The organism is Novosphingobium sp. (assembly GCF_040398825.1).
Classification (GTDB): domain Bacteria; phylum Pseudomonadota; class Alphaproteobacteria; order Sphingomonadales; family Sphingomonadaceae; genus Novosphingobium.
The window spans coordinates 1-13,175 of the sequence record NZ_JBBATI010000021.1; the positions used below are offsets into that span (position 1 = coordinate 1).

Here is a 13,175-nt window from a genome sequence, read left to right on the forward strand (position 1 = left end):
CGACCACCAATGATACCATCATGCTGTGGTGGTCGGGCTCGCGAGGCGGGGCGGGGGGTCTGAAATCGCCAAGACTGGAGTAAGCGGGTGACTGACGAACGCGCGCGCAGCTTTTTTGTAAGTGAAGGCGACCACTTTGTGCCGACACGCGCGGCGCGGGGCTATTGGCAAAAGGGCACGCTGAGTGGATCAGCCGCGGCATCGCTGCTGGGGCACGTGATCGAACGCGATTGTCTCGATCCCGACTGGGTGCCGGTGCGGCTGTCGGTGGATATGCTGCGGATGCCGCCGGATGCACCGCTGTCGGTGGCAGTTGAGGTGCTGCACGAAAGCGGGCGGGTGCGGCTGGTAGAGGCGCGCCTGATCGCAGAGGGCCGGGTGCAGACCCGCGCACAGTGCCAGATCGTGCGGCGCGGCGTGCAGCCCGACAACCCGCTGTGGCAAAGCCCGCCGTGGCCGGCGCCGCACCCTGATACGCTGCCCCGGGTAACCCAGTTTGCCCGCTGGGACATGCGCCCGATCCCCGCAGGGGCAGAACGGTTTGCCCGCGACGCGCCAGTCCAGGGCCACAATACCACGGGCAATCCCCCGGTGCTGGGCGTTCTGGCGGCGCCGTCCACGCGTCAGACCTGGCTGAGTTCAGGGATCGAAGTGGTGGCGGGCAATGCGCTCAGCCCGTGGCTGATGCTGGTAACCACTGCCGATTTTGCCAGCCCACTGACGCACAGCAGCGAATTCGGCATCGATTTCGTCAACACCGATTTTACGGTGCACATTCACCGCCTGCCACAGGGCGAATGGATCGGGTTTGAACTGGTCGGGCACAGTTCGGCCGATGGCGTGGCCATGGGCCAGGCTGCCATTCACGATGTCGCCGGCCCGCTGGGGGTTATCGCCGTATCGGCCATAGCCAACAGCCGCCGCGCCGGGTGATGCGGCGGCTGTTGGTTACGCTGCACGGGGCAGCAAATCAGCGGTAGAATACGTGATTGTCGATGCGGGCGACGCGCGCCTTGCCGGCAACCGGGCCAATGCGGGCGGCATGAAAGAACAGCGCGCCTTCGGCCGGGCTTTTCCACGCGCCGCTATCGGCGATCAGTGCAATCTTGACCGCCTGGCGCCAGATGCGGCTGGACCGGTCAAATCCGGGCATGACGCCGCCGCGCACAAAGGAAAACTGCGCATGCTGAAACACCACGCCGCAATAGGACGCCGGAAAATGGCCCGAATCGGTGCGCGCCACAATCACCCGGCCAACCGCCAGTTGCCCGGCCAGGCTTTCGCTCTTGGCTTCGAAATAGATCGCGCCAGCCAGACATTCGATGTCACGCGGCAGATTGGCGGGGATTTCAACCGAATCGACCAGTTCCGCCAGGGACGCGGCGGCGGGCACGACAGTTTCTGTATTCGGGACGATCGCCGGGTTGACCGGGGTGTCGCGCTGAATCGGGTCAGGGAGATTTGCGGCACTGCTGGTGCCGGATGATGCCACGCTGGGTGATGCTGTCTGGGCATCGGGGGCCCGGTTCTGCGGGTCCTGCGGGCCGGCTTTGGCACCTGTCGTGCTCAAAACCGCGAAAGTCAGGGTCATTGCCACGCTAAGCATGGTGGCCAAACGAAACGATAGACTCACTCTATATCCAGTCCGGGCGGTGGACATCGGGACATGGTTTGGTCACGGTTCGCGTTGCAGGACATATGCCCGGTTCCACGAACCCGACCAAGAGCCAGGCCGTCTGCCCCCCGTCTGCGTGCAAGTGCAACCGGTCTTGATACCGGTCGTCACCGCCTGCGCAACAGTGGGACCGCCGCCTTTATTGTGATGAACGCGCAAGTCAACCCACAGACCCGCTGGTCAGTCGAGGTTCAGGATGGACCGTTCAACATCCGCGACGGTCAGTTCGACTATCCACACATCGCGATCAAGCTTTGCGCGGCGGTCAAGGTAGGCATCGAATTCACCGCGCGCATCGGCGAGTTGTTGCCGCACTGCCACCCAGCGTCGCGGCCCGGCGGGATCAGGCAGGCGTTCGTACAGCGTACCAAGCCCGTCCCGATCGACCGCCACCACCAGGATTGTGCCGCCATCGGCATCGCCCTTGTGCAGCACCATGGCAAATCCGCCGGCGGCCTGCGCCTGCCGCATCAGCGCGCCCGCTTCCAGCGATGCGGGCAGGCGCGGCGGGTCCATCACGATCGTTCAGGTCCGGATTGCACGGGTTCAGGCGGCGTCGCGGTCGATCACGTTGACCAGCAGACCATACAGCGCATCGGCATCGGGCGCCGCCAGCAGCCGTGCGTGCATCCGGTCATCGCGCATCAGCCGCGATATTCCCGCCAGCGCCTGCAAATGCACCGCGCCAGCCTGATCGGGCGACAACAGCCCAAACACACAATCGACCGGCATGCCATCGGCGGCGGCAAAATCGACCGGTTTGTGCAGCCGCAGGAACACCGCAACCGGCCTGGTCAATCCGCCGATGCGCGCGTGCGGTATCGCCACGCCGCGGCCAAACCCGGTGCTGCCCAACGCCTCACGCTCTGCCAGACGTTCGAGCACATGGGCGGGATCAAGGCCATAAACCGCGCCAAACCGGTCGGCGAGGATCGTCATGATCTGCGCCTTGGATTCAGGGCCGATCATCTGCACGGCCTGTTGATCAATTGCGAAAAGCGCGGTCATCTCAGGCCGGCCAATGCGCCTGATTTGGGTCAGGCGCAAGGGTCGATTGGCGTAGGCGCGCGCGGCAAACAGTTGCCGCGCGCGCCCATTTGCACTGCGGCCATGGCGGCGGTGCAACGATGCCGGGCTATTTCTTGGGCTCAACCCAGCCGATCGATCCATCACCCCGGCGATAGACCATGTTGTGCACGCCGGTGCCGGCGTTTTTGAAAAGCAGCGCATTGGTGTTGCGCAAATCGAGCATCATCACCGCATCGGACACCGTCGCGGTTGGCACGTCGACGCGGGTTTCGGCAATCACCAGCGGCGCGTCGGCGGGTTCTTCGTCCTGCGACGGTTCGGCAAACAGGGTATAGGTTGCGTCTTCGCCGTGTTCGTCAAACCCGTTGAATGGCGCCGGGGCAAAATGGGCATCATCCTGACGACGCGCATGCAGCGCGCTTTCGTGGTGGTCCTTGATCCGGCGTTTGTAGCGGCTGAGCTGACGATCGATCTTTTCGGCCGACTGGTCCAGCGCCTGGTGCGCGTCTTGCGCGATCGAGCTGCCCTTCAGGATCAGCCCCTGGGCAACATGGGTCACGATGTCGCAGCGAAACCCGCCATGCGGCGCCTTGCCCAGGGTGACTTGCGAAGACAGCGCGCGTGAGAAGTATTTTCCGACAATCACCGCCAGCCGTTGCTGCGCGTGGGTTTCGAATGCGGTGCCGGTTTCAACCTGATGCCCCGAAACGCGAATGTCCATGGTCGTTCTCCTCGATTAAGCCTGCCGACAAGACGCGGACGAACCGGGTTTTGTCCAAAATGCCGCAACACCAATCTTTTGCCCCCGATCACGCGATCCCGGGCAATGCAGACCGTCCGGATTACGGCCGCGTCCACAACGGGTCTTCAAAACCGGCGATGAAGTCCTGGTGGCGGGCCAGTTCGGCGTCGCTGGCGTGATGGGGCCGCGGGGGGCGGACCACGCGTGCGAGCATCGCCGCACCAGCCTGGCCGATCTGTCCCTGCGGCGCAAAGGCGACAGGGGCAGGATCGGCGGCGAGTTCCAGCCCGATCTGGCGACCGCCCAGCAATTCGACATAGAGCTGCGCCAGCAATTCGGCATCGAGCAGCGCCCCGTGTTTGGTGCGGTGGCTGCGATCGATGCCATAACGCGAACACAGCGCATCCAGGCTGAGCTTTGCCCCGGGATGTTTGCGCCGGGCAATCGCAATCGTATCGATCATGCGGTCCAGTGACACCGCATCGAGCCCGGCGACCGCCAGTTCGGCATTGAGAAAGCCAAAGTCGAACGCCGCATTGTGCGCGATCAGCGGCGCATCACCCAGAAAATCGATCAGATCAGCGGCACGTTCGGCAAATCGCGGTTTGCCGGTCAGGAATGCGATCGACAACCCGTGGACTGCCTCTGCCTCTGCCGGCATGTCGCGTTCGGGATCAAAATAGGCGTGGAATACGGCGCCGGTGGGAAGCCGGTTGAACAGTTCGATGCAGCCAATTTCGACCATCTTGTGGCCGCCCTTGGGGTCGAACCCCGTCGTTTCGGTATCGAACACAATTTCGCGCATTGGCAAGACGATGGACCTGCAACGCCGCGCTGACAAGGCTCCGTCGCAAAATTTCGTGAGCGGGCTGAGTGTTGAAATCGTTATCCAATTTCGCACCTGCGTATTTGCCGTAGTCGGGATTGTAGAAAATTTCAGGCCGCGCCGGCGCGCAACCGGGTCACCAGCGCCGCGACGGCGGCCTCGGTCTGCGCCAGCGGCACGCCGGTATCAATCACATGATCGGCACGGTCGCGCTTGTCCGCATCGGGCACTTGCAACGCCAGGATCTGCGCGAATTTGGCCTCGGTCATGCCCGGACGTGCCAGCACACGGGTCCGCTGTTGATCCGCCGGTGCCGAAACCACCGCGACCGCATCCAGCCCGGCGCCATTCCCTTTTTCAAACAGCAAGGGAATGTCGAACACGATCAGCGGTTCGTGTGCATGATCGGCCAGAAAGCCCTGCCGAAGTTGCGCGACCGCCGGGTGCATGATCGCCTCCAGCCGGGCCAGCGCCGCGCGATCACCAAACACGCGTGCGCCCAGATCCTGCCGGCGCACGCCCTCGGGCCCGGTGGTGCCGGGAAATGCGGCTTCGATCAGCGGCAGCAGCGGGCTATCCGCGGCCTGCAAACGGTGCACCGCCGCATCGGCATCAAACACCGGCACCTCCAGCTGGCGCAGCATCGCCGCCACGGCCGATTTGCCCATGCCGATAGAGCCGGTCAGGCCCAGCACAAACGGGCGGTGAGCGGGCGCGCCATCGGCCGTGGTCATTGTTCCAACCGTTCGCGCAGCGCCGCATCGGCATCACCGCGCGGCGGCTTCGCGCCGAAGAAACGGCGAAAAGCATGGTCCGCCTGCCCGATCAGCATCGCCAGGCCATCAACCGTGCGAAACCCATGGCCGCGCGCCGCCTGCAACAGCGCCGTATCCAGCGGGCTGGTGACAATGTCATAGAACACCGACCCGGGCGGCGCATGCGTCATGTCAAAGGCCAGCGGCGGCTGCCCGACCATGCCCAGCGATGTCGCGTTGACCACCAGATCGAAACAGCCCTGACGATCGTCAAACGCAAAATCGGTGACGCTGGCAAAGTGCGCCAGATCAGTGACATGGTGGCTGCCGCCGGGATCAAGTTCATCCAGCAGCGCGCGCGCCTTGGCCAGGTCTCGCCCGGCCAGCACGATCACCGTCCCCACCCCGGCCAGTGCGGTGATAATCGCGCGCGCGGCACCGCCGGTGCCCAGCACCCGCGCCATGCGAAACAGATGCGGCTGATCCAGCCAAGGCTGCAACGGTTCAAGAAAGCCCGGCACATCGGTGTTGTAGCCGACCAGTGCGCCATGTTCGGGCACGATGGTGTTGACCGCGCCCACGCGCGACGCCAGCGGATCAAGCCGGTCGATCAGCCCGATCACCGCCTGTTTGTGCGGCATCGTGACATTGCACCCGCGCCATTCCGGATCGGCGCGGCGTGCGGCGATATAACCGGGCAGTCCCTCCGCCGTCACATGCGTGGCGCGATAGCTGCCATCGAGGCCCAGCTGATCCAGCCAATAACCGTGGATGGCGGGTGATTTCGATTGCACGATCGGATCGCCGATCACTTCGGCATAGCCGGCGCTGGCGTGAGTCATGCCGGCAGTTCCCCCAACGCGCGCAATTGCGCCAGTACCGCCAGCAATGGCATGCCCAGCACGGTAAAATGGCTGCCATCAATGGTTTCGAACAGCTGCACGCCGCGCGCCTCGATCCGGAACACCCCGACACAGCCACTGACCGCAGGCCATTCGCTGTCGAGATAGCTGTCGATAAAGCTGTTGGAAAGCTGTCGAACATTCAGCCGCGCGGTTTCGACATGACGCCAGATCACCGCGCCATCGCGCGCAATCACCGTGGCCGATGACAGCGCCATGGTCTGGCCGGAAAAAAACCTCAGGTGTTCTGCCGCGTTGGCCCGGCTGACCGGTTTGTCGAACTGGCGCCCGGCAACCTCGACCAGCGAATCGCCACCCAGCACCAGTTGTCCGGGCACCGCCATCGACACACCCAATGCCTTGGCCTCGGCCAGGATCATCGCCACATCTGCCGCCGGCACCCCGATCAGTTCGCGTTTGAGCCCGGTTTCATCCACCGCAGAGGCCTGTGCCACAAACGGGATGCCTGCCGCTTCGAGCATGGCGCGGCGTGACGCGCTTTGTGAGGCGAGCACGATCATTGCGCAGATCCTTTGCGGGTTTCGGTCCAGCTTTGCTCATCGCGCGCGATCTCGGTCCCGCCGGGCGCGCGGCTGTTGTGGCGTTCGTTGTACAGATTGATCACCGCGGCTGCGGTTTCCTCGATCGACCGTCGGCTGACATCGATCACCGGCCAGCCGTTGTCGGCAAACATGCGGCGGGCATATTGCACCTCGCGCGTGACATGCTCGTTGTCGACATAGCTGGTTTCAGGCGCCTGATTGAGCGACAGCAGGCGGTTGCGGCGGACCTGAATCAGGCGTTCCGGGCTGGTGGTCAGCCCCACCACCAGCGGGCGCCGGACTGCAAACAGCGATGGCGGGGGCGGGCTTTCCACCACAATCGGGATATTGGCCACACGAAATCCCCGGTTGGCGAGGTAGATCGAGGTCGGCGTCTTGGAACTGCGCGAAACCCCGGCCAGGATGATATCGGCCTGTTCCCAATTGTCAGAGGCAATGCCGTCATCGTGCGCAATGGTGAACTGAATCGCATCAACCCGCCGAAAATAGGCATCGTCCATCAGGTGCTGCCGGCCCGGCCGCCCCTTGGCCTCTTGCCCCAGCAGTGTTTCCAGCGCGTCGGTCACGGTATCGAGCGCGGCCACGCTGCGCAGGCCCAGTGCGGTGCAGCGCTGTTCCAGCCGTTCGCGGATTTCGGTGCTGACCACGGTGAACATGACCAGACCGGGATTGGCGCTGATTTCCGTCATGATCCGGTCAAGATGCTGTTGCGACCGGACCATCGGCCAGAAATGGCGCACGACATCCGCGCTTTCAAACTGCGCCAGCGCGGCCTTTGCCACCATTTCCAGCGTTTCACCGGTGGAATCCGACAAAAGATGCAGGTGAAGACGTTCCATGACAGGTTGCACCCGATGCCCAGCCGGTCCGGGATGGATCTGTGGACAGGCACCGGATAAACCACGGGATGAATGCGGCCACAAGGCGGTGTGGCAATTCCATGCCCGTCATCGGCTCCCCCCGCGCCTTTTTGATCACAGGTGCGCATGGGTTACCCACAGCGTGTGGACAAGGCGGATAAGTTTCACTTGTGTGACGGTTGGTGCAGAGTCGCGAGGCGTAATTTTTTGTGGGATTGGTGGATCAATTGGGGCAGAACGCGCCCGTCCCCGATATCCACAGGGCCAACAGACTCCTACATCCCATAATATAATTCTTTTTTTAGTAGAATGGACGAGAACGCGATGCCCGGCCCACTGCTTGATACCCTGTTTGGAGCAAACCTTGCCAGCCGCCCGGTGTGGCTGATGCGTCAGGCCGGGCGTTATCTGCCGGAATACCGTGCTTTGCGTGCAGAAAAAGGCGGCTTTCTGGATCTGGTCTATGACAGCGACGCTGCGGCCGAAGTGACCTTGCAACCGGTCCGCCGGTTCGGTTTTGATGGCGCGATCCTGTTCAGCGATATCCTGATCGTGCCGCATGCGATGGGGCAAAAGCTGGAATTTCTGGTCGGTGAAGGCCCGGCGCTGTCACCACGTTTGATCGATAGCACGCTGGATGCGCTGACCGCAGTGCCGGAACGGCTGGCGATCATTTACGATACCGTGCGCAAGGTGCGCGCCAGCCTGGGTGCGCAAACGACGCTGCTGGGCTTTGCCGGCAGCCCGTGGACCGTGGCGACCTATATGGTTGCGGGAGAGGGCAGCCGCGACCAGCATGAAACGCGTGCGCTGGCCTATCGCGATCCGCCGGCGTTTCAGGCAATCATCGATGCGATTATCGCGGTCACCGTGGAATACCTGTCAGGGCAGATCACTGCCGGTGCCGAAGCGGTGCAATTGTTTGATTCATGGTCGGGCAGCGTGGCGCCGCAAGAGTTTGAACGCTGGGTGATTGCGCCAACCGCACGGATCGTGGCGGAACTGGCGGTGCTGCATCCCGGTGTGCCGATCATCGGCTTTCCCAAGGGAGCGGGTGAAAAGCTGGCCGCCTATGCGCGTGAAACCGGGGTTGGTGCAATTGGCGTGGATGAAACCATCGATCCGCTGTGGGCGGCGGCAACGCTGCCCGAAGGAATGCCGGTGCAGGGCAATCTTGATCCGCTGTTGCTGCTGGCAGGCGGTGACAGGCTGGAAGAGCGGGCCACCGCGGTTCTGAATGCCTTTGCCGGGCGCCCGCATGTATTCAATCTGGGTCACGGGATCGGGCAGTTTACGCCGATCGCGCATGTCGAGCGGCTGTTGGCGCTGGTGCGTGGCTGGCACGCGGGCTGATCGATTTGCGCGGGCCCGTTCAGGGCCGGGCGACCAGAATCCAGCCGTGGCCGATTCGCATCATACGGCCTGATCCGATCGGGTAACCGGCGCTGCGCAGGCGGCCAATCACCGTTTGCGCATCCGGGTGCTGATCGTTGGCGTGTTCTGTCCAGAACAGCGTTGGACAGCGGTGTGACAGATCATGCGACCCCGGCAAAGCCAGCGAAAAACCCAGCCGTTGCGCGACATAGCCATAGGCAAACGGAACCACCTCGTGATTGTCGTGCGGGGGAAAATTGCGCGGGTTCGCGTTCCAATCCATATTCGGATAGACACGCGTATCGGGGCAAGACTGAACCAGCGCGGCAATCACGCGGCCAGTGCCATCCCACGATGGCTGATGCAGGGTGCGGTCAAGATTGGCGTGGATCGCCAGCGCAGCGGCCGCCAGAACCGCCAGATCGCTGGCAATAACCGCCGGTGCCGGCAAACGCCGGGCCAGCCTGCACGCACCCAGCGCCAGGACAAACGCCACCACTGGATCAACCGCGACAAGATAGCGCGTGATCAGCAGCGGCCGGTGCAGATGCACCGCAACCAACATTGCCAAAGCGAGCATCAGGCCGCCGGTCAGGGCGATGATCACCATCATGGTGGTCTGTGCCTGTGCGTCCCGGCGCGTGGCGGACACCAGCGTGACGCCCAACCCGGCCAGCGCGATCAGATCCAGCACCAGGTTGGCGCCCAACGCTCCGGCAAGTTCGGTTTCGATCGCCCACCGCCCACCGTTGAACCCGGGCGGAATCCAGAACGTTTGGGTGTTTGCCACCAGCGTTGTCAATTGCATCGCGGTGCTGATCGCAAACGGGATCGCGGCCAGCACCGCGATCTGCGTGAGCCGGGCGGCATCAGCACGGCGCCGGGCCAGGGTCAGCAGGATGATAACCCCGGCAACCAGCCCGGCAATCACCACAGTGGTCACCAGATGCACGCTGAACGCCAGCGTCAGCATCCCACCCAGCGCCAGCGATTGGCGCGATGATGGGCGCACACAGCGGATGTGGTGGACGAGCAACGGCAGGACCAGCGCGGTCAGCGCAAACGACAGAAAATAGGACCGGAGCTGGTCAATCTGGTCGAGCGCGGGAAACATCGCCGCGAGTGCCACGCCATAATACCAGCCCAGGCGTTTAAACCAGGCGTCATGGCGCGCGATCATTGCCATCAGCCCGACCGTGAGCGCGAGCAGCGCCAGATTGATCGTGCGCCCCGCCTCCACCGTCGCGGAAAGCCCGCACCAGCCCAACAGACGGGCCCACAGCCATGCCAGCGCGTAAAACAGTGGTGGATGGTTGTCGCGTAGCCAGGCCGGCCACAACAAGCTGAGCGGGGTACCCGGGCGCACCAGGTAAAAGGTATAGAATTCGTCGTACCACGGTCCGCGCCGGATGATGGCCAGGACCGCCGCAGCCGTGAACAGCATGATCAGGGTGATTGCGCCGATACGCCGTATGGTCGGTGCCAGCACGGTCGGGGGTGGGCTTTGCGGCACCGGCAACATGGTCCTTTGCGTGATGGTGGCAGTGGGCGCGCGCAGACAGGTGGACAAGCTGATCGAACGCCAGCACACAGGCGGGACGATGCGGACCAGACTGCGGATATGCAAGACCAAGATGCGCTTTGCCGATCAGGCCGCCGCGCAGGTCGTGTCCGCGCATTATGATCAGCTGGTGCGGCCCTATCGCTGCGACCGCTGCGGTGCCTGGCACCTGACCAGCCGCCGCAAAGGCAAGCGTATTGCCAGGCCGGCGGCATCTGCACCGGAATGATCGCCGCAAAGGACGGGTTGCAAACGATCAGCCCTTGCGGCAGCGGGAATGGCAGAAAGATTTTTGCTGTCGCATCGTTTTGGCGAAAAACCGGTACCCACTTTTTCGCACGATGCTTTATCCAATGGCTCATGGTGCAGGTGCTCGCGATGATTTATCTCTGGTTGAAGGCCGGCCACGTCATTTTCGTGGTGTTCTGGATGGCCGGGCTGTTCATGTTGCCGCGGTTTTTTGTCTATCATCAGGAACTGGCCCCCGATGCAGCGGAAAATGCGCTGTGGATCGATCGGGAGGCACGCCTGCTGAAAATCATCCTGTGGCCATCATTGATCGTGGTGTGGGTGCTGGGGCTGGCGCTTGCAGTCGGGGGTGGCTGGTTTGCGTTCGGCTGGCTCCATGCGAAACTGGCGGTGGTGCTGGTGCTGAGCGGGTATCACATGTGGATGGCCGGTTATGCGCGCGATCTCGCCGCTGGCCGCCGCAAGCTGACTGGCCGGCAATTGCGGCTCGCCAACGAAGTGCCCGGGGTTGCCGCGGCGATCATCATCATCCTGGTCATCGTCAAACCGTTTTGATCGCCGGCCTTGGCACTGGCTGATTGACGCCGCACCTGCGCGGGGATAATGGATCCACCACCTTGCCGGAATTTCTGTCGCGGGCCATCCGGCCTGCGCTCGGTCTGCTTTCCCCAAGCCCGATGACCGTCCGGCCGGCACACTCCCTTGCTGGAATAGACCCATGCATCTGAAAGAATTGAAGAAAAAGAAGCCGGCTGAGCTGGTGGCGATGGCCGAGGAACTGGGCGTTGAAGGCGCAAGCACGATGCGGCGCCAGGACCTGATGTTTGCCATCCTGAAGGAAATGGCCGAAGACGGCGAAGAAATCCTGGGTATCGGCACGATCGAGGTCATGCCCGATGGTTTCGGTTTTCTGCGCAGCCCCGAAGCGAACTATCTGGCCGGTCCGGACGACATCTACGTGTCCCCCAACCAGGTGCGGAAATGGGGCCTGCGTACGGGTGACACGGTCGAAGGTGAAATTCGTGAGCCCAAGGATGGCGAACGCTATTTTGCGATCACGCGGCTGATCAAGGTCAACTTTGATGAACCCGATGCAGTGCGTCACCGCGTGAATTTCGACAACCTGACGCCGCTCTATCCCAACGAACGCCTGCGGCTCGATACGCTTGACCCCACGGTCAAAGACAAGTCGGCACGGGTTATCGATCTGGTCAGCCCGCAGGGCAAAGGCCAGCGCGCACTGATCGTGGCCCCGCCGCGCACGGGCAAGACCGTGCTGTTGCAGAACATTGCCAAGGCGATTACCGACAACCACCCCGAAGTGTTCCTGATCGTGCTGCTGATCGATGAGCGGCCCGAGGAAGTGACCGACATGCAGCGGTCGGTGAACGGCGAGGTGATTTCATCGACCTTTGACGAACCGGCCACGCGCCACGTGCAAGTGGCCGAAATGGTCATCGAAAAGGCCAAGCGCCTGGTCGAACACAAGCGCGATGTGGTGATCCTGCTCGATTCCATCACCCGGCTTGGCCGCGCCTACAACACCGTGGTGCCAAGCTCTGGCAAAGTGCTGACCGGCGGTGTGGATGCGAATGCGCTGCAGCGGCCAAAGCGCTTTTTCGGCGCGGCGCGCAATATCGAAGAAGGCGGTTCGCTGTCGATCATCGCCACCGCGCTGATCGACACCGGCAGCCGCATGGATGAAGTGATCTTTGAAGAATTCAAGGGCACTGGCAATTCGGAAATCGTGCTCGACCGCAAGGTTTCCGACAAGCGCATCTTCCCCGCGCTGGATGTCGGCAAGAGCGGCACGCGCAAGGAAGAGCTGCTGGTTCCCAAAGACCAGCTGTCAAAGATGTGGGTGCTGCGGCGTATTCTGATGCAGATGGGAACGGTCGACGCGATGGAATTCCTGTTGGGCAAGATGAAAGATTCAAAGACCAACGAGGATTTCTTTGCCACCATGAACCAGTAATACTGGCACCGGCATCGAAAAATCTTGGGCGGCAACATCATTTTTTCTTGCCGCCCACATCTTTGTTTTACGAAAAAAATCAGTATACTGTCAGGATCGTTCCAACTGTGCAGCCATCATGCTCCACAATTTGTTGATGGCTTTCAATGGCCGGACCATCACTTTGAAATCGATGATGCGGCCTTCCAGATCAAACCGGATCAGATCGATGCCGTTGATCATGATGCCGTCGATGGCGGTTTCGAATTCCAGCAAGGCTTCCGGCCCATCGACCAGTTCGCGCACATAGTGGAATGCATCGTTGCCCAGCACTTTGCCGGCAGCGTGCAGATAGAGCAGCACTTTGGCCTTGCCCACTTGCGGCGTGTGCACCACCGGAGAGTGGAACACGGCGTCGTCGGCGATCAGCTCGTCGAGCAGGGCGGGATCGTTGCCAACCATGTAGCGATGCCATGCGGCCAGCCCGAGTTGCATTGTGCGTCCTTCCGGTAGTTCGGCACTCTGGCTATCAGCAAAACATTGGCTTGAACATGGCTTGCATGATCGCTGGTGGTGTCGGACCGGTTGGCAAGCGCGGTTGGTCGAACATCAGTTTGCCGACAGGGTGTTGGTGGCGATCGTGGACTTTGGCGTTTGGTCATGACAGGCTGACACAATTCGTTCG

At 62.5% G+C, this 13,175-nt stretch carries 16 protein-coding genes; 5 read left to right on the forward strand and 11 right to left on the reverse strand.

Annotated features, from left to right (window positions below):
• Positions 1 to 87 precede the first annotated feature (87 nt).
• The gene (locus ABWP89_RS11400) at positions 88 to 933 is read left to right on the forward strand and encodes a thioesterase family protein (protein ID WP_353229348.1); all 846 of its coding nucleotides are present in this window, start codon (positions 88 to 90) and stop codon (positions 931 to 933) included.
• A 37-nt stretch (positions 934 to 970) separates the two neighbouring features.
• Here the strand turns inward: ABWP89_RS11400 and ABWP89_RS11405 are convergent, their stop codons facing one another.
• From ABWP89_RS11405 to ABWP89_RS11445, 9 genes are all read right to left on the reverse strand, one after another.
• On the reverse strand, positions 971 to 1,393 hold the full coding sequence (locus ABWP89_RS11405) for a cell wall hydrolase (protein ID WP_353229349.1): 423 nt from the start codon (positions 1,391 to 1,393) through the stop codon (positions 971 to 973).
• A 462-nt stretch (positions 1,394 to 1,855) separates the two neighbouring features.
• A complete protein-coding gene (locus ABWP89_RS11410; protein ID WP_353229350.1) occupies positions 1,856 to 2,191 on the reverse strand; it encodes a DUF1491 family protein in 336 nt (111 codons plus the stop codon).
• A 30-nt stretch (positions 2,192 to 2,221) separates the two neighbouring features.
• Positions 2,222 to 2,683 (reverse strand): PTS sugar transporter subunit IIA, encoded by a 462-nt coding sequence (locus ABWP89_RS11415; RefSeq protein ID WP_353229352.1) that lies wholly within the window; start codon positions 2,681 to 2,683, stop codon positions 2,222 to 2,224.
• Between the two features lie 127 nt (positions 2,684 to 2,810).
• Complete coding sequence (gene hpf, locus ABWP89_RS11420; protein ID WP_353229353.1) at positions 2,811 to 3,425, reverse strand: ribosome hibernation-promoting factor, HPF/YfiA family; 615 nt, start codon at positions 3,423 to 3,425, stop codon at positions 2,811 to 2,813.
• A gap of 121 nt (positions 3,426 to 3,546) precedes the next feature.
• A complete protein-coding gene (gene dnaQ, locus ABWP89_RS11425) occupies positions 3,547 to 4,251 on the reverse strand; it encodes a DNA polymerase III subunit epsilon (protein ID WP_353229355.1) in 705 nt (234 codons plus the stop codon).
• Between the two features lie 131 nt (positions 4,252 to 4,382).
• Positions 4,383 to 5,006 carry a dephospho-CoA kinase gene (gene coaE, locus ABWP89_RS11430; protein ID WP_353229356.1) on the reverse strand — a complete coding sequence of 208 codons (624 nt, stop codon included), beginning with the start codon at positions 5,004 to 5,006 and terminating at the stop codon, positions 4,383 to 4,385.
• Entirely contained in the window at positions 5,003 to 5,869 is an 867-nt protein-coding gene (aroE, locus tag ABWP89_RS11435) for a shikimate dehydrogenase (RefSeq protein WP_353229357.1), read from the reverse strand. The genes coaE and aroE overlap by 4 nt, the downstream gene beginning before the upstream one ends.
• Positions 5,866 to 6,450 carry a Maf family protein gene (locus ABWP89_RS11440; RefSeq protein WP_353229358.1) on the reverse strand — a complete coding sequence of 195 codons (585 nt, stop codon included), beginning with the start codon at positions 6,448 to 6,450 and terminating at the stop codon, positions 5,866 to 5,868. Before ABWP89_RS11440 ends, aroE begins: the two co-directional genes overlap by 4 nt.
• Entirely contained in the window at positions 6,447 to 7,331 is an 885-nt protein-coding gene (locus ABWP89_RS11445; protein ID WP_353229360.1) for a pyruvate, water dikinase regulatory protein, read from the reverse strand. The genes ABWP89_RS11440 and ABWP89_RS11445 overlap by 4 nt, the downstream gene beginning before the upstream one ends.
• 345 nt (positions 7,332 to 7,676) lie before the next feature.
• Between ABWP89_RS11445 and hemE the strand changes: the two genes are divergently transcribed.
• On the forward strand, positions 7,677 to 8,705 hold the full coding sequence (gene hemE, locus ABWP89_RS11450; RefSeq protein ID WP_353229362.1) for a uroporphyrinogen decarboxylase: 1,029 nt from the start codon (positions 7,677 to 7,679) through the stop codon (positions 8,703 to 8,705).
• Positions 8,706 to 8,724: 19 nt separating this feature from the next.
• Here the strand turns inward: hemE and ABWP89_RS11455 are convergent, their stop codons facing one another.
• Positions 8,725 to 10,248: a glycosyltransferase family protein gene (locus ABWP89_RS11455; RefSeq protein WP_353229363.1), complete on the reverse strand. Its 1,524-nt coding sequence runs from the start codon at positions 10,246 to 10,248 to the stop codon at positions 8,725 to 8,727.
• A 79-nt stretch (positions 10,249 to 10,327) separates the two neighbouring features.
• Here ABWP89_RS11455 and ABWP89_RS11460 point away from each other — a divergent pair, with 79 nt between their 5' ends.
• The 3 genes from ABWP89_RS11460 to rho all read left to right on the forward strand — a co-directional run bounded on the left by ABWP89_RS11460 (position 10,328) and on the right by rho (position 12,511).
• Positions 10,328 to 10,516, forward strand: coding sequence for a hypothetical protein (locus ABWP89_RS11460; RefSeq protein ID WP_353229364.1), 189 nt, complete (start codon positions 10,328 to 10,330; stop codon positions 10,514 to 10,516).
• A 131-nt stretch (positions 10,517 to 10,647) separates the two neighbouring features.
• Positions 10,648 to 11,091, forward strand: a complete 444-nt coding sequence (locus tag ABWP89_RS11465; protein ID WP_353229365.1) for a CopD family protein — start codon at positions 10,648 to 10,650, stop codon at positions 11,089 to 11,091.
• A 163-nt stretch (positions 11,092 to 11,254) separates the two neighbouring features.
• Entirely contained in the window at positions 11,255 to 12,511 is a 1,257-nt protein-coding gene (rho, locus tag ABWP89_RS11470) for a transcription termination factor Rho (protein WP_353229366.1), read from the forward strand.
• Positions 12,512 to 12,601: 90 nt separating this feature from the next.
• On the opposite strand, the gene ABWP89_RS11475 is transcribed toward rho, so the two are convergent.
• Positions 12,602 to 12,985 (reverse strand): nuclear transport factor 2 family protein, encoded by a 384-nt coding sequence (locus ABWP89_RS11475; protein WP_353229367.1) that lies wholly within the window; start codon positions 12,983 to 12,985, stop codon positions 12,602 to 12,604.
• Between the last annotated feature and the right edge of the window lie 190 nt (positions 12,986 to 13,175).

What these genes read in the sequence shown, in the direction of transcription:
- ABWP89_RS11455 (WP_353229363.1), bottom strand. Translation starts at nt 10,248, where the DNA reads ATGTTGCCGGTGCCGCAAAGCCCACCCCCGACCGTGCTGGCACCGACC.
- rho (WP_353229366.1), top strand. Translation starts at nt 11,255, where the DNA reads ATGCATCTGAAAGAATTGAAGAAAAAGAAGCCGGCTGAGCTGGTGGCG.
- ABWP89_RS11460 (WP_353229364.1), top strand. Translation starts at nt 10,328, where the DNA reads ATGCGGACCAGACTGCGGATATGCAAGACCAAGATGCGCTTTGCCGAT.
- ABWP89_RS11445 (WP_353229360.1), bottom strand. Translation starts at nt 7,331, where the DNA reads ATGGAACGTCTTCACCTGCATCTTTTGTCGGATTCCACCGGTGAAACG.
- aroE (WP_353229357.1), bottom strand. Translation starts at nt 5,869, where the DNA reads ATGACTCACGCCAGCGCCGGCTATGCCGAAGTGATCGGCGATCCGATC.
- ABWP89_RS11440 (WP_353229358.1), bottom strand. Translation starts at nt 6,450, where the DNA reads ATGATCGTGCTCGCCTCACAAAGCGCGTCACGCCGCGCCATGCTCGAA.
- ABWP89_RS11475 (WP_353229367.1), bottom strand. Translation starts at nt 12,985, where the DNA reads ATGCAACTCGGGCTGGCCGCATGGCATCGCTACATGGTTGGCAACGAT.
- ABWP89_RS11410 (WP_353229350.1), bottom strand. Translation starts at nt 2,191, where the DNA reads ATGGACCCGCCGCGCCTGCCCGCATCGCTGGAAGCGGGCGCGCTGATG.
- ABWP89_RS11415 (WP_353229352.1), bottom strand. Translation starts at nt 2,683, where the DNA reads ATGACCGCGCTTTTCGCAATTGATCAACAGGCCGTGCAGATGATCGGC.
- coaE (WP_353229356.1), bottom strand. Translation starts at nt 5,006, where the DNA reads ATGACCACGGCCGATGGCGCGCCCGCTCACCGCCCGTTTGTGCTGGGC.
- ABWP89_RS11465 (WP_353229365.1), top strand. Translation starts at nt 10,648, where the DNA reads ATGGTGCAGGTGCTCGCGATGATTTATCTCTGGTTGAAGGCCGGCCAC.
- hpf (WP_353229353.1), bottom strand. Translation starts at nt 3,425, where the DNA reads ATGGACATTCGCGTTTCGGGGCATCAGGTTGAAACCGGCACCGCATTC.
- dnaQ (WP_353229355.1), bottom strand. Translation starts at nt 4,251, where the DNA reads ATGCGCGAAATTGTGTTCGATACCGAAACGACGGGGTTCGACCCCAAG.
- hemE (WP_353229362.1), top strand. Translation starts at nt 7,677, where the DNA reads ATGCCCGGCCCACTGCTTGATACCCTGTTTGGAGCAAACCTTGCCAGC.